Source organism: Edaphobacter bradus, assembly GCF_025685645.1.
In the GTDB taxonomy this organism is placed as follows: Bacteria; Acidobacteriota; Terriglobia; order Terriglobales; family Acidobacteriaceae; genus Edaphobacter; species Edaphobacter bradus.
This window is the reverse complement of record NZ_JAGSYF010000001.1, coordinates 233,492-253,936: the sequence shown is the minus strand read 5'-3', so window position 1 is coordinate 253,936 and position 20,445 is coordinate 233,492. Positions and strand designations below refer to the sequence as shown.

General features: G+C 56.1%; 14 protein-coding genes. 10 read left to right on the top strand and 4 right to left on the bottom strand.

The window, feature by feature from the left end; genetic code table 11:
• Window positions 1–353: 353 nt before the first annotated feature.
• A complete protein-coding gene (locus OHL16_RS01150) occupies window positions 354–980 on the bottom strand; it encodes a hypothetical protein (protein ID WP_263365242.1) in 627 nt (208 codons plus the stop codon).
• 203 nt (window positions 981–1,183) lie between these two features.
• Here OHL16_RS01150 and OHL16_RS01145 point away from each other — a divergent pair, with 203 nt between their 5' ends.
• The 3 genes from OHL16_RS01145 to OHL16_RS01135 all read left to right on the top strand — a co-directional run bounded on the left by OHL16_RS01145 (window position 1,184) and on the right by OHL16_RS01135 (window position 7,023).
• A complete protein-coding gene (locus OHL16_RS01145) occupies window positions 1,184–1,729 on the top strand; it encodes a hypothetical protein (protein WP_263365241.1) in 546 nt (181 codons plus the stop codon).
• Complete coding sequence (gene cas1, locus OHL16_RS01140) at window positions 1,710–3,233, top strand: CRISPR-associated endonuclease Cas1 (protein WP_263365240.1); 1,524 nt, start codon at window positions 1,710–1,712, stop codon at window positions 3,231–3,233. Before OHL16_RS01145 ends, cas1 begins: the two co-directional genes overlap by 20 nt.
• 223 nt (window positions 3,234–3,456) lie before the next feature.
• Entirely contained in the window at window positions 3,457–7,023 is a 3,567-nt protein-coding gene (locus OHL16_RS01135) for an N-6 DNA methylase (RefSeq protein WP_263365239.1), read from the top strand.
• Between the two features lie 73 nt (window positions 7,024–7,096).
• On the opposite strand, the gene OHL16_RS01130 is transcribed toward OHL16_RS01135, so the two are convergent.
• Window positions 7,097–9,031: a DUF262 domain-containing protein gene (locus OHL16_RS01130; RefSeq protein WP_263365238.1), complete on the bottom strand. Its 1,935-nt coding sequence runs from the start codon at window positions 9,029–9,031 to the stop codon at window positions 7,097–7,099.
• Between the two features lie 390 nt (window positions 9,032–9,421).
• Here OHL16_RS01130 and OHL16_RS01125 point away from each other — a divergent pair, with 390 nt between their 5' ends.
• From OHL16_RS01125 to OHL16_RS01100, 6 genes are all read left to right on the top strand, one after another.
• Window positions 9,422–11,272: a CRTAC1 family protein gene (locus tag OHL16_RS01125; RefSeq protein WP_263365237.1), complete on the top strand. Its 1,851-nt coding sequence runs from the start codon at window positions 9,422–9,424 to the stop codon at window positions 11,270–11,272.
• A 76-nt stretch (window positions 11,273–11,348) separates the two neighbouring features.
• Window positions 11,349–13,091 carry an alpha,alpha-trehalase gene (locus OHL16_RS01120; protein ID WP_263365236.1) on the top strand — a complete coding sequence of 581 codons (1,743 nt, stop codon included), beginning with the start codon at window positions 11,349–11,351 and terminating at the stop codon, window positions 13,089–13,091.
• A gap of 86 nt (window positions 13,092–13,177) precedes the next feature.
• Window positions 13,178–13,726, top strand: coding sequence for a hypothetical protein (locus tag OHL16_RS01115; protein WP_263365235.1), 549 nt, complete (start codon window positions 13,178–13,180; stop codon window positions 13,724–13,726).
• A gap of 193 nt (window positions 13,727–13,919) precedes the next feature.
• Window positions 13,920–14,114 carry an aroma-sacti cluster domain-containing protein gene (locus OHL16_RS01110; RefSeq protein WP_263365234.1) on the top strand — a complete coding sequence of 65 codons (195 nt, stop codon included), beginning with the start codon at window positions 13,920–13,922 and terminating at the stop codon, window positions 14,112–14,114.
• A gap of 131 nt (window positions 14,115–14,245) precedes the next feature.
• Complete coding sequence (locus tag OHL16_RS01105) at window positions 14,246–14,959, top strand: iron-containing redox enzyme family protein (protein ID WP_263365233.1); 714 nt, start codon at window positions 14,246–14,248, stop codon at window positions 14,957–14,959.
• A 3-nt stretch (window positions 14,960–14,962) separates the two neighbouring features.
• A complete protein-coding gene (locus OHL16_RS01100) occupies window positions 14,963–15,958 on the top strand; it encodes a tetratricopeptide repeat protein (RefSeq protein WP_263365232.1) in 996 nt (331 codons plus the stop codon).
• Window positions 15,959–15,999: 41 nt separating this feature from the next.
• Here OHL16_RS01100 and OHL16_RS01095 read toward each other — a convergent pair whose 3' ends face one another.
• Window positions 16,000–17,157: an acyl-CoA dehydrogenase gene (locus OHL16_RS01095; protein WP_263365231.1), complete on the bottom strand. Its 1,158-nt coding sequence runs from the start codon at window positions 17,155–17,157 to the stop codon at window positions 16,000–16,002.
• 284 nt (window positions 17,158–17,441) lie between these two features.
• Between OHL16_RS01095 and OHL16_RS01090 the strand changes: the two genes are divergently transcribed.
• Window positions 17,442–19,721 (top strand): DUF4139 domain-containing protein, encoded by a 2,280-nt coding sequence (locus tag OHL16_RS01090; RefSeq protein WP_263365230.1) that lies wholly within the window; start codon window positions 17,442–17,444, stop codon window positions 19,719–19,721.
• Window positions 19,722–19,853: 132 nt separating this feature from the next.
• Here OHL16_RS01090 and OHL16_RS01085 read toward each other — a convergent pair whose 3' ends face one another.
• Entirely contained in the window at window positions 19,854–20,279 is a 426-nt protein-coding gene (locus OHL16_RS01085; protein WP_263365229.1) for a hypothetical protein, read from the bottom strand.
• Window positions 20,280–20,445: the final 166 nt, after the last annotated feature.

Sequence of the window (20,445 nt, the reverse complement as noted above, 5' to 3'; positions counted from 1 at the left end):
AGCCCCGCGAACGCAGGCGGCTATTCGTATTAACGGGCTTCGCTTCGAATTTCTAATTGTTGACTGAGGCCAATTTTGCTGTGCGTCGCTTAGGATGGCCCGGTGATCGTTTGCCAAGATGGGAACGGTAAAGCTGTGATTATTTCGCCCGGCTGGGTGGTGCTTGTCAAAGATGCACTGATCTTTTTCTTTCCGACTGCATTCAGTGCAAATCAACGGCGTCGATCCTGGGATCAGAGCAAGCGGGCGATTTTCTCCGCATGAACAACTCCTTCCTTTAGCAACACGACGAGCCGAAGTACTCTTCCGCTTAGCAACTCCAATAGGATCAGGTTGACGGGGCTTGTTTGGCATCAGGCTACCCTCGCGTACAGCGATTCGAACGAGAGCACACCTGCCGAACCCAGACGAGTCAACTGTTTTGGATCCGTAAGAATCGTGACCGAATTTCCTGTCGCGTCCTTGAACTGAAGACGTCGAAAAGGTTTCAGCTTTGACTCGTCGCCAGTTTGCAGAAATTTATGGACGGCATCGCTGTACGCAGCGATCTTGGAAGCGGTTCGCGAATCTCGAATGGCTACTTCTTTCATTCCATCCGGTGAGGGTAGAACCAAGAATCTAATCAGCCGGTCATGGGGCTTCGCTTCGTATCGACCGTTCTTCCGTTTGCGAAGTGCACGTCCGCCGAGTTCGATCACTTCTTTCCGATCCAAGGCAAAGTCTTTAGCAGCTTGAGTAACCGAAATACCTTCCTTCCGAACCTTTTGGATTACATGTGCAACCCGATTCCACCTTTCTCTCGCGTCTTCACTCATCGCGTGGAAGTCTTCCACTGTTCGCGGAGCCTGCCGTTTTACGATCTGTTTCTTAATTCGGCGTTGTGAGATACCACTTCGCTCTGCCTTGGTTTTAGTCGTTTGGCGTCCGCCACTTAGCGCATGGGGGTTTGCTTTCTTAGGACCGCGTCTTTGGTTCTGCATGCCTTTAGGCCTCTCTGAAATTTGCTGGGTTCAAGTGCCCGCGAGGCTTAAATTACCGTTTCGGTATATGGAATCAACTCTTTTTGTTTCTTGCATATACTAGGCATTTTGGATATATTTATGCGTATTCTTAGCAAGAATGATTTGCATATATTTTGCGTAGTATAAGCAATAATGATTCGGATGTTTGTTGCTAAGGACACATGACAAAACAGAAATCAGTAACCCGCGAAGAAGTGAATGAGCGAATCAAAGCCGCTCTACAACCGGTGTTCCAAAAGTTGGGATTCAAAGCTGACGTGTCGGAAGCTAGAGAGTTTCTCGCTGCAAACGACAGACTCCCGTCTGAAGAACGAATGCCAAAAGCAATGGAGCTAGTTATCCGACTCGCCTTCGGGCTATTAGCAAACGAACGCTCAACAGGTATTGAAACCGAAGAACAGCTTGAGAAGGTATTGCAAACAATCGGTGAAGCAGGCGAACAAGCACCAACAGAGGCTCGGAGAGTATTCACGCAAGCTCTGAAAAGCTTGCCGAGGCGAGGTGGCCCAGGACGCATCCCCAAGCTCAGTTTTCAGGAGTCCGTCACGGTCTGCAACCAGATTCTGAGATTTATTGGACAGAAGAATTCAGCTAAAGAGGCGATCCGCAAGACATCTGAGATGTGCCCCAAACTGTTGGGCAAGACAGTTGGTCCGAGAACACTACAAAAGGCATGGGACAAAAGAGATGAGTTTATCGGCAGCTAGTGTGAGTCGGAGTCAAACTAATGCGTCGTTGCCACGTGACGGTGTCATAACGCTCTCTGGTTACGGAATCAACGTGCGTGTAGATCGAGGACACCTGCTGTACGAAGATGGCATTGGATCGGAGCGTCGGCGTGGTCGACTTGCTAGGGTTGGACATGGTCTTAAGCGATTGGTCGTAATTGGATCAGATGGCATGATTTCTCTGGCGGCCCTTCGCTGGCTTGCCGATCAGAACGCCTCATTCAGCATGTTGGACCGGGATGGATCGGTGTTGGCAGCCACAGGCACCGTTCGTGCTTCTGATGTAAAACTTCGACGAGCTCAGGCCGTCGCGTTGCAAAATGGAACAGCGTTTCGTATCAGCCGTGAGCTGATTGACCGCAAACTCGCTGGCCAAGAAAGCGTAGCAAAGAATAGTCTTTGCGATGAAGCAACAGCTCTAAAGATCAGGCAATTCCGATCTGAGCTTGCCGAAATCGAGAGTATCGATGCTGTTCGGCTCATCGAATCGCATGCAGCAAAGGCCTATTGGACGGCTTGGCGAGCCGTAACAATCACATTTCCGCGGAAAGACTTGCCGCGTGCGCCGGAACATTGGCTTACGTTCGGATCGCGGGTTTCATCGCTTACGGGTTCACCGCGCCTTGCTACGAATCCAGCTAACGCCATCCTGAATTACCTCTATGCATTGCTTGAAGCAGAAGCGAGGCTCGCGGCTTCAACATTAGGGCTCGATCCTGGAATTGGCGTCTTACATGTCGACGCGCCATATCGCGATAGCTTGGCGTGCGATTTGATGGAAGCGATCAGGCCGGAGGTAGATGCATTTGTGCTGGATTGGCTGAAACGTGAGCCGCTGTCTCGTAATTTCTTCTTTGAAGAGCGAAATGGAAATTGCCGGTTAATGGGTCCGTTCGCATCAAACCTTGCGCAAACTGCGCCGACATGGGCACGCTTGGTTGCGCCCGTTGCCGAGTGGTTTGCGCAGGAAATTCACAACTCAAGGAACACTTGCCAGAACAATCTTCCAGCCCGACTGACCCAACGCTACCGACGAGTGGCGCAAGGCGGATCTCCCATTCCTAAGGCGAAGCCCGCAACCAGACCAGCAAGAGTATGCCGAGGATGTGGGAAGGAAATCGAACGGCCTTATGCTCATTGCAATGAGTGTATGAAGGGGATAAACGCCGAACAGATAAAGGAAGTTGCGCTTCTTGGACGCGTGGCAAAGCTTGGTCCCGATGCACAGGCTAAAAGGGGCGCGACGCAAAGCATCAGACGACAGGCAGAGATAGATTGGAATCCCTCGAATCAGCCCACGTGGCTAACCAGTGAGTTCTATTCAACGAAGATTCAGCCCCGTCTTACCTCAATGTCTTGCACCTTGATCGCGAAACGCCTGAATGTGTCGTACAGCTATGCGGATCACATTCGCAAGGCACGAGTTCCGCATCCGAGGCATTGGCTAGCGCTGGCCGAGCTCACTGGATTGAAACGTAGCTAGCTGTCCTGCCTCCCGCACCGCTGCCAGGCATATGGCGAAGCTAACTTTCACACCAACTTTCGCTGGTCCTCGCCAGCGTTAGGACGTTTGGGGGACTCGTGAATTGTGGAACAAGAATGAGGTGCTGGTAGGCTATACTCTGTGCAAATTTGCCTTCGCATAATCAAGGTTTGATTGCGTTGAGAGTTGTGCATTACCTAATTAGGTCACCCGGAATGTAGGCATGTCGAGACTTAGATCTAACGAGTGGAATTTCTCTGGAAACGCGGCAGCTCTGATATCTGAACTTCTCAAAGATGAGTCGTTTGCAGATTCTGATTTGGGGCATGCCGAGCCTGAATTGACCGAATATCGCGGTGCTCGCCGACTTGATCTTGTGATCTTTTCTCGAAACGATCCAAGTCGGGCGATGGTGACCGGTGAACTGAAGGTGCCATGGGATCGCCAGGGTCGAACACCATACAACACTTCAGTTGTTGAAGATGCCTACAAGAAGGCAGGCACTGCAGGCGCAGAATACTTCATTACTTGGAATGTTCGTCGCATTGTGCTTTGGAAAACGGATCAACCGGGAACGCCTCTATCTGACAGAGTCGTTTACGATCGTGAATTATTTACGCAAGAGATCAAGGACCAGAAAGATTTAAGAAGGCAGGCTGTTCAAGAGGCCTTGAAGTCGGCGTTAGAAGACCTCTTGCGATTCATTTCTAGTCTGTTTGCAGGTCAACGCGAACTCCACTTTTTGCCGATCGATCGCATATTCATCGCGCGGCTAGAGTCAGCGCTCGATCATCCGATTGCGGCTACTGAGATGGCCATCACCGAACGTATGGTGAGCGAACGGGCTTTCAAACTACAGCTTAATAAGTGGATGAGAGACGCTCAGGGTTGGCCTGTAACGGAAGCTAACGAAGCCGAGAATGTTCAACGCGCAGCGAGATTCACCTGCTACGTTCTCGTAAATCGTCTGTGCTTTTACAATGCGTTACGTCGCAAATATTCAGCGTTACCGAGATTAACCGTCGCAAACAATGTGACGACTGGGCCGATGCTAGAGCGAAAGCTAATCTCTGCGTTCGCGGATGCTCGACGGTTCACAGGCGACTACGAAACGGTATTTGAAGGCGACTTTGGCGACCGATTACCCGTGTTAAGCGATGACGCTATAGGAGATTGGCGAGACCTGATCCGGCTGCTTGACAATTATGATTTCGCACACATCGACGTTGACGTCATAGGCTCAATGTATGAACGGCTAATAACGCCAGCAGAACGACATAGGTATGGGCAGCATTACACGCAACCGTTGGTCGTTGACTTGATGGCAGCACTTAGCATCGAAGGTGGCGAAGATAAGGTGCTTGATCCGGGATGCGGGGGAGGAACGTTCCTTGTAGGAGCTTACAAGAGGAAGGCAAAGCTGGATCCCGATCTTGACCATTCCGAGCTTTTGGCGAGTCTCTACGGTTGTGACGTCCTGCAGTACGCTTGCCACTTGACAACAATTAATCTAGCGATTCGTGACCTAATTGACGATGATAATTTCCCAAGAGTCCACTGTGGTGATTTCTTAGATTATAACTTTGGCGACGTATTTTCGTCGCAACCGTATCGTGTCCAAGCTGGAGGATTACCAGTTGGAAGAGTGGATACCTCCATCGCTCCTGATTCACTGGACGTCGTTATTGGAAACCCTCCATACATAAATGCCCGATTGATCCCGACGGATGCCAAAAAGAAGTACTTGGCTTACGCACAGCAAGCTTGGCCAACATTCGAGTGGAAGCCTTCATCTGATATCTTTTTGTATTTCTGGCTCCACGCAGCGAAATCTATTAGGCAAGGCGGCAGATTGGCATTGCTCACTCAAGCTGCATGGTTGGATGTGGATTTCGGCATTCCGCTTCAAGATTGGATGCTCTCGAACTTCGAGATTGAGGCAATCATCGAAAGCGATGCGGAACCCTGGTTTACCGGCGCACGAGTAGCGACGACAATCACCGTCCTGAAGCGAACCAGCGTAGTGTCGCGTAACCACAGCGTCCGTTTCGTCCAGCTAAACAAACCTTTGCGTTCAATAGTTGCTCATCCAGAACTTGGTTCTCCTGAAGCTGTTGCAGAGGCGATTCTTGGTGGTCGGAGCTTTGAATCCTACTACAGGAATCGCGCTGTGCCTCAGCAGCAACTCAGAACCGAGGGATTATCTGAAGGTGGAGTCTATGTCGGTTCACGATGGGGCCGACATCTGAGGACCCCAGATACCTTGTATGAACTCTATGGTCGATTTTCTGATTCATTCGTGAAGCTTGCCGATCTCGGAAGCCTACGTCGTGGAATCACCACTAATTGCGATGACTTCTTTCTTGTGGAAGATGTGTCCGCGGATTCTTTAGAGAGGCTCACTATCCCGCAGGAATTCAAAGAGCTTCACGGAGTACCCCGTAACGCGGTCGTGAGTGGGGACATCAAGATCGTTGCCAGAAAGGATGGCGTTCAATTCGCATTGCCAGCGGCATCCCTGCAGCCAGTCATGAAGACTGCCCGAGACTTTCGTGCGCTATCCACTGGATGTATCGAGAACAAGTCATACGTTGTTAGGTTAGGGGCCAATCGACGGGCACACTCGCCGTTGGAACGTTCTTATATCTTGGCGGGTGAACGCGAGAGATGGCATTTGAGCCCTAGCTTTGCGGAACACCGCAATGAATGGTTCGTGTTGCGTGAGACGCAGCCAGCACCGTTGCTTTTTCCAAAAACAAGTCAATACTTTCCATCGGTTCTTTGGAATGACGCCTCTCTTCTTGCGAACCAGAGGCTCTATGAGATTCTTCCTGATGAAGCTGTTGACGCCTTGGCACTTTGGGCATTATTGAATTCAACACTCTTTGCGTTCGAGAGGTACACCGCTGCCAAGGCCTTGGGCATTGAAGCCGCAATTGACATTGAGGTATTCACGGCTGAGCAATTGCGGGTTCCAAATCTGCTTACTATGAGCAGGGACCATCGTATCCGGCTAAGAAGAGCCGCTAAACAGTTGTTGAGATCAGAGCCGGAACCGGCGCTAGATGTGGAATTGATGAGCCTAGGGAAAGGGGCAGCATTGGATTTCGTGGCACGTACGCCAATATGTAAGGAATCATGGCCACCCTTCATGACGAATGATGCGAGGGAGGAAATCGATCTGATTCTGTTGGAGAGCTTAGGGCTGAAGGAGAATGAGACCCGTTCGATGCGTGAACGAATCTGCGATGAACTCATGCAATATACCCGAAAGCTCAAGCTTCTCGAGTTTCAAGGACAGGAAAACAGGCGCGGCATCAACGGTGCGACTAGAACCTCTCCTAAAGAGATGGCACAGTATCTCCTTCCCGGAATTCTGGCTGAAAAGCAACTTACTCTAATGGCGATTCCTAACGGCTTTATCTCTGAGAATATTGCTTGCAGGCCGTTCCACATCCCCGCACCGGGTGAACTAATTATCAGTCCACCTGATCTTTTCAGTGGCGGTGACATTCGGGGAAAGATTAAAGGACGCACTCTCTCTTTCTCCTCCGAAGAACAAGCGCGTTTGGTAGGCCTGCTTTCTGGGGTCGGGCTCTCAGGTACGTACAACCTACCTTTCGAACCTGAGGACTGCCATTTGGTTTTTGCAAGGATCAATGATTACTTGGCCACCTTCCAGCGAGAGCTAACTGGCGTAGCCGAAGCTGTGACGTCTGACACTCATGTTCAGGCGCAGATCCTCAGCGAAGCGATGAAGGCCGTTGTTCATACGCGTGACAACAACTAATCATAAAAGCGCGCGCAGCCTCCAGATGTGAATCTCACGCAAATCATTCTAAAGTAGAAGGAGAGTCAGGTTTTCATCCAAGAGTCCCAACTGCCGAGACCTCTTTGGGGTTCCCAACTGTCGAGCCCGCTCGCGGATTCTCGGGTTTTGGCCAAAGCTTAAGTGCCCTCTTGAAAAGGTCGTTTCCTCTTGCGCGGATTCCATCCTCGTCCCAGATCTTGTAAGCATGAAAGACTTGGTTAAGCGGAAGAAGAGAGGTCGTTAGAATCGTCGACCGCTTAGTATCCCAAGGACCATTACTCACACTGCTGTTGAGTGGAGAGGTTAGAATCGTTAGATTCCCCAATGTCTGGAGCAACGCATTTCTTGTGCTTGTCTGAACGGATCGCGCGTCGTTAGTCGGTGTTGTGAGGATCTCGTTGTAGGTCAGACCGATGCTTCCGTCTAGCAATGGCCAGTTGTTGACCCAAGCCTGCGGCAGCAGATGCTCGATAGTCAATTGACCTCCAAACGCTACATCTTCGTGCTTATTTGTTAGGTAGGTCTCATTCAGCCGCTTGAAAATATATACAAGCTTCGGATTATTCAGGGTCATGTATGCGTGAGCAGCATCCCAAAATTTCTGGAACTCCGCGTCTGTTGGCCACGCTGCACTGTCACCCGTTAGCCCGAGCAAGTGTGCTGTCACAGCCGACGGCGATGTGCCCTCTTTCTGCAGAACGCGTGTGAGGTTCAGGAAAATCTTGTTGTAATTTTTCGTGGTCAGTCCGCATACGGCGCGTCGTAGAAGATAGCTTTCGAGGGTCGCAGCATAATGGCTTAGATCTTCCTCACTCGGATCGGTGTTCAGGATGTGCAGCAGCAAAGGGTAGACGGTACTTGTGTCAAACGCATCCAGAAATCGGGCAAGATGACTAAGGGGGTCACCATCCTTGACTTGGATAACGCGACGATAATCGAGCCCCTGAGAGACGAGGGTCTTTAGTTCGTCCGTCACCGACTCGAAGGGGTGTCTCCGATCAATCCAATACTTATATTCGACAAACAAGTGTTTGATGGGAATGTCGAAGCCTTGTTTGCTAGCCAGGTAGTGTTGAATAAAAAGATCGCTGCGAGGCCGACGCAATCTGCCCTGCCGAACTTCTTGCCTCCAGAAGAAGTCGTCAAACTTCTGCCAGTAATCTGCATATAGCGCCTCTTGGTTGAGTTGTGCCCGTCCCGCGCGGAGAAAGATGTAGTTGCGCAGGAGGTCCGCTGGTAGGAGCGGTTCGCCTCGGGCATTCAGTGTTTCGAAAATAACTTGAGCATCGTCATCTTTCTCGAGATCGATCACCACTACACGAAGACTGTTCTTTAAAGCCGTAAACGCAATCTCCAAGCGGTCAGCAAGTGAGCGATCGGATGCTAGAGGCAAGTCATCCGGCGTCCCTAGGAAGAACTCGGCAAGCGCGCTACTGAAATATAAGTAGGCTTCAACCATTCGGGGACGTGGATCGAAAGCACGAGCATATTTCTTCTTTGTCAAAGGAAAGGATTTTTCGACACTTGAGCGCGATTCCGCACTCATCACCTTTGTGAACTGGTCGCGATCTGTCTGCGTCGGCCATACTTTGAACCTGTCTACTGTCGGGTCTGCCATCATCCCGCTGTTCAGCGTGAACCCACGACACTCAACTGCAAGTTCTTCACACCCATGAGACGAGCAAAAATCGCGGAATGCCGCCAGGAACAACTGTAGGGTTGTCAAGCGTTGTTGTCCGTCGATGATCTGGCGTCTCTCAACATGTGTTGTTGGAGTCGCCTTTTGATCCAGCACCATTGCGCCTAAGAAGTGGACAGGGGCATCTAACCTGTCTTGCAAGTGCTCGGTAAATTTTCTGGCGATGTCCTCCCAGAGCGGTTCCCATTGATGTTCTTGGTTCCAAACATAAGCCCGCTGAAATAGCGGCACTTCGAGACGTACTTTCTTTTCAAAGATCGCTAGGATCGGAACCGCATTCGCGTTCACTCTGACTTCACCCCTGATTTGGTCGTAGATCTGATTTCGATGGTTGCGAGACCGTTGATTAGTTCTCTATCGCATCATGCCATGATCAAACCCATTGTCCGAGACCCGGGAACCTCATCTGCAAACCGGCGAATCATGCGAAGGGAGTGTATCGATTGGATCCCGGACCTCCCGAAGGATATTATTTTTTTTCTTTTTATGGTGTGAATAAGGCTAAAAGCTCTTTTGGGGTTAAGCCCGGAGGGGGTGCACTTTTCCGGCTCCCTATCCCCCTACCCACGGCGAGATTGCGTCCGCTCGGTCGGTTATCTATACTCGCTCCAACGCGGAAGTGACATGCCGCCCACACTGTGAATTGAGATGGCATCCTGAACCGCAGGGGGCTCCTGCTTGACCTGGTCTCGCCGTACATTTCTCAACTCCCTCTCGCGGACAGCTCTCGTCCTTTCGCTCGAAGACGTCCTCGCCCTTGCATCGCCACAACAAGCTCCCGCCCCGCCTCAGATCGGCTCTCGCCCCACTTATGACGCCAAACCACGCCCTGCTCCCAAGGGTCCTCCGTCACCCGTAGCCGGAACTCCGCTTGGTGTTAAATTTTTCGATGTCGCTCGTGAGGCTGGGCTGAACGCCAAGACCATCTATGGCGGCGAACACAAAAATCGCTACCTCCTCGAAACGACAGGCTGCGGTGTAGCCTTCTTCGACTACGACCAGGACGATTGGATCGATATCTTTCTCGTCAATGGCTCCCGCATTGATGGCTTTCCCAAGGGGCAGGAACCTGTATCGCATCTCTTCAAGAGCAATCGCGACGGCACATTCACCGACGTCACTGCCAAAGCAGGCCTCGCCCGCAGCGGCTGGGGGCAAGGCTGCTGCGTCGGCGACTATAACAATGACGGCTGGAACGACCTCTTCGTCAGCTATTACGGACAGAGCGTCCTCTATCGCAACAACGGCGACGGCACATTCACCGATGTCACCGCCAAAGCCGGCCTCCTCCAGCCAAAGACGCGCTGGAACACAGGCTGCGCCTTCCTCGACTACGATCGCGACGGACACCTCGATCTCTTCGTCGCCAACTACATCGAGTTTGACATCAAGACAACGCCCTTGCCCGAAGCTGCCGGATGCGCCTACAAAGGTATCCAAGTCGCCTGTGGACCACCCGGCCTTCAAGGCGGCAAGAACATCCTGTATCACAACAACGGCGACGGCACATTCACCGACGTCTCCGAAAAAAGCGGCATGTGGGACACCATCGGCACCTACGCTCTCTCCGTCGCCGTCGCGGACCTCGACAACGACGGTTGGCCCGACATCTACGTGGCCAACGACTCCACCGCCGCAACCTTCTACCAGAACCAGAAGGACGGGACATTTAAAGATGTGGCGATCGAGGCAGGCATTGCCTACTCCCCTGACGGCAAGCCACAAGCCGGAATGGGTGTCTCCATCGGCGATTTCAACCGCGACGGCCTCCTCGACATCGTCAAAACCAACTTCGCCGGGGACGTCGACTCCCTCTACCTCAACCTCGGCGGTGGCAACTTCGACGACCACACCTATCTCTCCGGTCTGGGCGTAAACACTCGCTTTCTCGGCTGGGGAGTCGGCTTCTTCGACATGGACAACGACGGCTGGCCCGACCTGCTTATGTCCAACGGCCATGTTTACCCTGAGGTCGAAGGCACAAATGTCGACGCGCCCTACGCCCAGCACAAGTACCTCTACCGCAACCTGCGCAACGGCCAGTTCGAGGAGGTCACCTCGCAGGCTGGTCCCGGCATCACCACCCCGGCCCCCGCGCGCGGCACCGCCTTCGGCGACTACGATAACGACGGAGACATCGACATCGTCGTCAATTGTGTCAACAGCCTGCCCCAGCTCATACGCTGCGATTCGACAACCGGCCGCAACTGGATCAAGATTCGTACCGTCGGCACCAAATCAAACCGCACCGGTATCGGCGCGCGTGTTGCCGTTACAATCCATCTAGCCGAAGGCAAACCCTTCGTCCAGATCGATGAGGTTCGCAGCGGCGGCAGCTACTTCTCCCAGAACGACCTCCGCATGCACTTCGGTCTCGATAAGGCCACGAACGCAGACGTCGAAATTCGCTGGCCGTCAGGCGCAATCGATAAACTCCCCAACCTCGCCGCGAACCATCTTTACGTGGTGCAGGAGGGTGGCAAGGTGCTCAAGACCGTCGCGATGGGGCCATCGCATCCCATGCTTTAGCCATTGAGCAGAGTTGCTTTCGTGGGCAGCGAGCTTAGAATAGTCTCCGGCAACTGCCACGCATGACAGACGACCGATGATACGAACAGCCAGTCGCTCCGCCCTTCTGCTCCTCTCGGTTTGCTGCACCGCAGCGCGCTTTGCGTTCGCGCAGCCGTCGCACTCTGAGGCCACCGACAAAGCAAAGATCCTCCGTTACATCGACAACGGCTGGGAGACGCTCTCCCGCTCGATGACAGACTGCAAGTCGCTGGTCGATCCCAAGGTCACGACGGCGCCCGTGCTGTACCTGCCGGCCGGAATGCTCACGCCGCCTGAGGTTACAGCCATGCAGCAGCAATGCAAGGTTGAGGTACGCAGTCTGCCTCGCAGGATCACGCACATGGGCGATGTCCGCGTCTCCGACGTTCCGGACGAAGGCCTCCTCTACCTGCCCAACCGTTACGTCGTCCCCGGCGGTCGCTTCAACGAGATGTACGGCTGGGACAGCTACTTCATTATCCTGGGGCTGGTTGCCGACCATCATAGCGATCTTGCCCGCGGCATCGTCGAAAACTTCTTCTTCGAGATCGAAAACTACGGCTCCATCCTCAACGCAAACCGCAACTACTACCTCACCCGTTCGCAGCCGCCCTTCCTTACCTCAATGATTCGCGCAGTGTACGAGCATCCTGCAGGCGCTGACATCTCGAACACTTGGCTTGCAAGCGCATACCGGTATGCGAAGCTCGACTACAACACATGGACCAGTGCGCCGCACCTGGCAGGTGACACTGGCCTCGCGCGCTACTCCGATCTCGGCGGTGGCCCCGTTCCCGAAATGGCCGACGACAGCTCGTACTATACGGACGTCATCCGCTGGCTGCTCTCGCACCCCGATCTCCACGCCGACTATCTCATCGAAGCCCCCGACGACCCAACTCCAACACAGGCCGCAGAGCTTGCGACAACCAGTTGCGATATCGCCGCGTCGAAGGTCTGTGCCGCCGCTCACGTCAGTGGCCACCGTCTCAGCGCGGGCTTTTATCACGGTGATCGTGCCATGCGCGAGTCAGGGTTCGACACCAGCTTCCGTTTCGGTCCCTTCAGCGGATCCACGGATCACTACGCTCCCGTTTGCCTCAACAGCCTCCTCTACAAATACGAGCGCGACATGGAGCGCATCGCGAATCTGCTCGGCCTCAGGGCCGAGGCTGCGCAGTGGCGCCAGCGTGCTGCAGCCCGGCGCGCCGCAATCAACAAATATATGTGGGACCCCGCACGGGGCATGTTCTACGACTACGACTTCACCACACACCGCCTCTCCAACTACAACTACCTCACGGCCTTCTATCCTCTGTGGGCTGGTCTAGCCACGCCGCAGCAGGCCGCAGCGTTGGAGAAGCACTTGCCCCTGATGGAGCGCAATGCTGGCCTCGCCATGAGCGATTTCGACTCCGGCACACAGTGGGATCTTCCCTTCGGATGGGCTCCCACTACATGGATTGCGATCGACGGGCTCGCCCGATACGGCTTCAACAAAGACGCAGACCGCATCGCTGCAAAGTTTTCCGACACCATCCTCAAGAACTTCCTCAACGACGGCACCATCCGCGAAAAATATAACGTCGTCGGCGGGTCGAGCAACGTCGATGTCGCAACCGGCTACAAGACCAACGTCGTCGGCTTCGGTTGGACGAACGGCGTCTATCTGCAGATGAACAATCTGCTGATGCGCTCAGCGCAGCATCGTGCCACGGCGGCGCGGCGCGAACGCGAGCGCGAGCGCCAGGACCCCTTACCCGTCAGCTATCAGCATCGCATCAGCTTCAGCCGCTGAGAATCATCCTCCGCTTCCCATTGCAGCATCCCCATTGCAGCATCATGGATGAGCCGTTACGATGATCTGCACTTATGAGAAATCCGATGCTCCGTCACCTGCGAATTGCCACGCTCCTCCTGATTGCTTCTACCGTCCCTGTCTTCGCAAAGGCCCAGGCCGCTCCGATTCCCGCGGCGACCGTCACCTCCCCCAAGGTGCTCAACGCAACTGAGGCGGGATCGGTCCTCCCACCTGCCGTATTCTTTCGCGGTCAGAGCGCGTCCACCCAGGCCCGCAACTCAGGCGGTGTGCAGTTCTCCAAAGACGCTCTCATGCTCGCAGTGCTCGTCGACACCTCCGGCTACTCCAGTTCACTCCAGCAGAAATATCAGGCCTATCTCATCACCGAAGTGCCGGTCGTCTTCGAGGATCACCGCCTGCCCCCCGGAGCCTACGGCTGCGGCTTCATCGCCGGCGACAACTTTATCGTCATGGACATCGGCGGGCACGACCTCTTCACCGTGAAGTCCACACACGACGCAACCCTCCATCGCCCCACCCCGCTGCAGGTGTTGGCCTCTCCGGCCAATCCGCAGCGATACCGCCTGTACGCCGGACGCAACTTCGTTGAGTTCGCCGCGGCTGGCCAGTAGCAGGATTGCAAGGTTTCTCTCCAGCGTTTTCGCTAGAGTACACGTTTTCCTTGCCTTTTGTTGCACTTCGGCGCACTTTTGCAATCCACAACATATACAATTGTGCGAACTTCGATGAAGATGGAGACCCTATGGCGGGAAACCCCGTGAGGCGACCATCGAGAAACTGTCAGGTCACAAAAGGGAGAAAGCCGTGTCTGCTGCCAAATCGAATTTTGAACGCCTCAACGAAGCTGGAGCCTTAGACCCCAAACATTTCACGGAAGACGATAAGAAGGTTATCGAGAGCCTCACGACAGACGAGACAGAGGCGCTCATCAAACTACGCAAGAAGATGGGACAGGTCGCGACCGGCAAAGATCACATGCGTCCCAACTTCCCTGTCTAGCTCTGCGCTGCACCGGGATCCCTGCGTTGCATTCACCTTCGTGGCTAAGTGGCCATCGAACCTTCTTCGATGGCCTCCCGGCCCCACACACAAAAAATCACGGTCAACGTAGACGAGGGGGAGTTCGTGCCATGCGTACGGCCACACACAGTGAGGCGTTGTGGAGCAGAATTCATCTCGCAGAAGGCCGTCTCGTCTCGGCCAGCGATCGCTTCTGGACCCACCCTGATCTCGCCGAATTGCTGCCCGGCTTCCTCGTTCAGCTTCATCGCGTGATGCAGGGCGGGATCTCGCTGATGCGCGTCGCACGCGAGCGCGCACTAGGGCTCACCAATGACGAGGTTGCGCAAATCGCAGCCGCCTACCTCGAAACCCACATCGACGAAGAAAAAGACCACGACGCCTGGCTCCTGAACGATATCTCCACGCTCGGCATCGCTGCGGCCGAAGTGCAGCAGGCCACGCCGCTGCCATCGGTCGTCTCACTCCTCGGGGCGCAATACTTCTGGGGACTCAACATCCACCCGGTAGCGGTCTTCGGCTACCTCATCGTGCTTGAAGGCTATCCGCCCCTCTCCAGCCAGCTTGAGGAGATTCGCGTCCGCACCGGCCTCCCCGAAACTGCCTTCCGTTGCCTGCATGCGCACGCCGACAACGACCCGCACCACATCGCCGACCTCAATCGAACGCTCGACAGCATGCCGCTGACGCCCCAGCAGCAGAAGTTCATCGCTCTGAGCGCATTCCACACCATCGACGCCGTCGCATCCATCTTCGACGAGATGCTCGAAGAGCACGCAGCGCGGCATGATACAACTCAGATACTCTCGTACGCCCGAGGATAAAGAATGCTTGAGCGTCCCATCCCCGACATCGAAGCCTATCGCTATTACCTGATGGCGAAGCACGAGATCCTGAACTACTCCGAGGATGGCCTGGCCCGTGCTCTCGAATACCTCGAGACCGGCGAGCGGGCCGTCGGCAAGAACGTGCTTCTGCTCTCAGCCCGAGGACAGGTCTACTGGCAGTACGTCAACGCCGGCATCTCCTCCGACTCCCAATACCTCATCAAAGCAAAGCATTGCGCCGACGAGGCGCTCTCCATCGATCCCAACTCAGCCCACGCCTTCCGTCTGCTCGGCCTCATCAGCGTGCACGAAGGCGAGAGCCAGAAGGCCGTCCAGCTTCTCAAGCGCGCCATCCTCTCCGAGCCCAACGACTCCGACACGTTGAGTTGGTACTCCGCCATCTGCGGCCTCAGCGGCAAGGCCCACGCCGCCATGCCGCTCGCACGACGCATCCTTGAGATGGACCCCCTCACCCCGGTCTACCGCTTCGTCCCTGGACTCCTCTCCCTCATGGGGGGCGAGTTCGCCGATGCTCTGCCGTCGTTCGATGAAGCCATCCGGCTCGATCCCGGCAACGCCATGCTGCTCTGGTGCCGCGGTCAGGTGCTCACCCTCCTACAGCGCAACGAGGACGCCATCGCTCAGTTCCAGCAGATCGAAGCCGACTGTCCCGGGCACTTCTTCGCACAGCTCGGCGCACTCATGCAGGCCGCCATTAACGGCGATAGCAAAGCCGTCGAACAGGCCGCATCCAAGGAACTCAAAGAGATCGCCAGCTGTGATCCCCACTACTCCTGGAGCATGGCTCAGGCCTACGCTCTGCTCGGCGACACAAAAACCTCGATCACCTGGCTTGAATGCGCCATGCAGAAGGGCTTCATTAACTACCCGATGATCAGCCGCTGGGACCCCCTGCTTGCACCCGTCCGTCACACGCCCGCGTTCGACGACCTGGTCGACCGCGTGCGCGAGATGTGGGAGAACTTTGAGGTCTGACGTCCCAGGCCAAGGGAGACAATCGCGCAAAGCGCGGTCCCTCACCCCCGGCTAGGAGCCTTCCCCAGCAACTCCCGCGCGATCACCATCCGCTGAATCTCGCTCGTCCCCTCGCCAATCGGACACAGCCTCACATCGCGATAAAACTTCTCCGCCGGATAGTCCTTGATGAACCCATACCCTCCATGAATCTGCACGCCCTCATCGCAGATCCTGCACGCTGCCTCGCTCGCATACAGCTTCGCCATCGCCGACTCCAGCGTCACCTTCTCACCCGCGTCCTTCATCTTCGCCGCGCGCATCGTCAGCAGCCACGCCGCATCCAGCTCCGTCGCCATATCGGCCAGCTTGAACTGGATCGCCTGAAACTCGCTGATCGTCTTCCCAAACTGCTTCCTCTGCTGCGCATACTTCATCGCCGAATCCAGCGCCCCGCGCCCCATCCCCAAACCCAGTGCCGCAATCGAAATTCTCCCTCCATCCAGCACCCGCATAGCGTCCTTGAAACCATCGCCAATCTTGCCGATCTGATTCTCCTCCGGAATCTCGCAATCCTCGAAGATCAACTCCGCCGTATCGCTCGCCCGCAGCCCCAGCTTGTTCTCCTTCTTCCCAGGCCGGAACCCTTTCGTTCCCTTCTCCACCACAAACGCCGAGATTCCCCCCCGCGTCCCCTTCTCCTTGTCCGTCACCGCCAGCACCACCGCACAGTTCGCATACGTCCCGTTCGTGATGAAGGTCTTGGACCCATTCAGCACCCACTTGTCCCCGCGCTTCACCGCCGTCGTGCGCGCACCACCTGCATCCGAGCCCGACCCCGGCTCCGTCAGCCCCCACGCGCCCAGCCACTCCCCACTCGCCAGCTTCGGAATCCATCGCTTGCGCTGTTCATCGTTCGCCGCCAGCATGATGTGGTTCGTACACAGCGAATTATGCGCGGCCACGATAATCCCCACGCTCCCATCCACGCGCGACAACTCCTCGATCGCCAGCACATATTCGACATAACCCATCCCAGCCCCACCCAGCGACTCCGGAAAGATCACGCCCATCAGCCCCATCTCACCCAGCTTCTTCACCACAGCATGAGGAAACTCACTCTTCTCGTCCCACTCCATCACATGTGGAGCCACCTCCCGCTCCGCAAACGCCCGTACTTCCTTCCTCAGCTGCTCCTGCTCTTCATTCAATCCAAACATCCCATCCCTCCGGCTTTATAACTAAGACTAATAACCCTATCACAAAAATGCATACTAATTCTTGCGCTCCAGCCATCTCTTATCTGCCCTTTGTGTTACCCTTCGCGTCCTTCGCGTTTGCATTTGCATTTGCCTTCTTGTGTTGTCCTCCCGCAGGGATCTGATTTGCCTTTGCCTCTCCTTAGGAGTCCCCGCAAAACTTTCCCCACCCTGACGGGAACCTTTTCCACCTCGCCGGAGTCTACCCATCCAGCATCAAAGCTCCGCCGGACGAAAGGCCTCCCTTGCGAACCCTGGCTTCCTCTTCCCTGCTCTCCTCTGCCCTCGCCCTCACCCTTACCCTCAGTGCCCAGACTCCCAAGCCACCGCACGCGGCCATCAAGCCCACACTCAAGCCTCCCGTCACCGAAAAGGCCACACTCCTCCCCGTCACCCGCGTCGCGCTCTATAAAAACGGCGTCGGCTACTTCGAGCACTCCGGCTCCGTCACTGGCAACCAGTCCGTCACCATCGACTTCACCACCGCCCAGCTCAACGACGTCCTCCAGTCCCTCACCGCCATCGACCTCAACGGCGGCCGCATCTCCGGCGCCGGCTACAACTCCACCACGCCCCTCGACCAGCAGCTCCAGGCGCTCCCTCTCGCCCTCGGCAACGACGCCTCCGCCGCCGACCTCTACGCCGCCATCCGTGGCGCGCACGTCGAGGTCACCGGTTCCGGAGCCGCCTTCACCGGCCGCATCCTCAACATGGAGATTCGCTCCATCCCCGGCCCCACCGAAAACACTCCTCCAACCGAGAAGCGCTTCCTCACCGTCATCTCCGACTCTGGCACCGTTCGCACCTTCGAGCTCACCTCCGCAACTCAGGTTCGCCTCCTCGACTCCACCCTCCACGCCGACCTCGCCCGCTACCTCGAACTTATCGCCAGCAACCGCAGCCAGGGCCTCCGCCACCTCACCCTGCGAGACAATGCTCCAGCCAACGGCAGCGGCACCCGCACGCTCCGCGTCTCCTACATCTCCGAAGTCCCCATCTGGAAGTCCACCTACCGCATCCTCCTCACCGACTCGCCCTCAGGCACCACGCCCCAAACCGCCACCCTCCAGGGCTGGGCCGTCGTCGACAACACCGTAGGCACCGACTGGAACAACGTCCAGCTCTCCCTCATCGCCGGCTCCCCGCAGAGCTTCCTCCAGCCCATCTCACAGCCCATCTACTCCCACCGCCCCGAGATCCCCATCGCCGAGGAAGCCCAGCTCACCCCGCAGACGCATCTCTCTGGTGATACAAACGCAGCGCCAGCAAAGATCTCTGCAGGAGTCGCAGGCATGTCCGGCATGGGTTCTGGCTCTGGAGTTGCCGGCGGAGTGATGGGAGGCATCGGCGCCGCTCCATCACCAGTCCTCAAGTCGCCGGCCATGGGTGGACCTATGGCCCGCAGCGCCGCCCAATCCGTCAACTTCAACAGCGCCGCCCCCATGATCGAGTACGAGGCCGCAGCCGCCGACTCCCTTGTTCCCAACACCACCACCGCCGCCTACGACGACTACTTCGAGTACAAGCTCACCGACCCAGTCACCATCCGCAAAAACGAGTCCGCCCTCGTCCCCATCCTCCAGACCAAAATCCCCGTCGAGCGAGTCACCCTCTGGTCGCCCTCGCGAACGGGGTCCCCGGCCAGCTCGCTGGCTGAGGCAGAGCCCCGCGCCCTCCGCGCTCTCTGGATCACCAACTCGAGTTCCCTCACCCTCGACCGCGGCAGCTTCTCCATCGTCGAAAATGGCAACTTCGGCGGCGAGGGCCTCCTCGATCCCATCCACCCCAGCGAGCGCCGTCTCCTCTCCTATGCCGCCGACCAGGCCGTTCGCGTCACCATAGACAACTCGCACGACACCCAGCACGTCCAGAGCATCACCGTCAGCCGCGGCATCCTCCGCGAGAACCGCGCCGAGGTCTCCGAGATCGAATACCTCGTCCACAACGCCGCCCCCGACGCCCGCACCGTCATCGTCGAGCAGCCCGTCCGCCCCGGCTGGAAGCTCGACAGCGGCAGCGGCAACAACAACGACCCACAGCCCGCCGAGACCACCCCCAGCGCCTATCGCTTCCGCGTCGCCAACCAGCCCGGTGAGACAGTCCGCCTCCACATCGGCCAGCGCCGCACCTTCGCTCAGGTCTACCACCTCGTCAACACCTCTGACGAGCAGCTCACCCTCATCCTGCGCAACGCAAACGCCAGCCCGGCCCTCACCCAGCAGCTCGAACCCGTCTTCGCCGCCAAGCGCGCCGTCTCCGGCCTCGACCGCCAGATTCAGATCAAGCAATCCGACATCAACCAGATCACCGAAGACCAGAAGCGCCTCCGCGAAAACCTCTCCGCCCTTAAAGGCTCCGCCGAAGAGCGCTCCCTCGCCAGACGCTACACCGAAGAGCTCAATCAACAGGAGGACAAGCTCGCCACACTACGCAAAGACCTCGACGGGCTCCACCAGCAGCGCGAGACCGCCCAACAAGACCTCACCAACAAAATCGAATCCCTCAACATCGAGGAAAAACTCTAGAACCCATCTCATAAATGCCTCTGGTCGGCGAAGCTTGGCAGAATTACTTCCGGATTGCCGACAATGCAGACATGACGGCAGCTACACTTGATTTTCCCGCCTACGCGGTGTCCGGCTGGATGCGCTAATGTTCTATGGTTGCCTCATTCGGTTGCGGTAAAAGTAGTAGACGAGGCGCTGCCATTTGGCATGTGAGTACCCAGGCGTGCGGCGGATATCTCCATAAAGTGCGATGAGGACTGAGCCCGAAAATACCACCAACAACGCTGGGAGGACGAAGATGAATGACATGTATAACCAGCCCGTCATCATCGACGCCGTTACCCAGAGCAGCCCATCGCTAAAGCGCATGCGGTCACTGGAACACCGTCGCTGCGCGTAACCCCACAAAACGGCAATCACAGCAGGCCACATTAGCGATGCTAGCCAATAAGCTGGCATGGCTGCTGCCCGGCCAATGGTTGCCGTAAGGCAGATCGGCAGAAAACCAAGCAGTAAAAAGAATGTCACAAGGTAAAAATAGACAAGTAGCGAAAATCGCGGGCGTTCAGCGTTCATTTAATCAGGCCCCCTAGCGTTCGACCTCACCCCAATTAATCGCCTCCAATCATAAACTGGTCGCGTCACTCACGAACTCGTTCTGGACGTATCACCGGCAATACGGAACTACTAAAAGTGGGCTGGATCGAATAGACCCGGCGCGTTGGGAGGGTCTGTGAGCCTC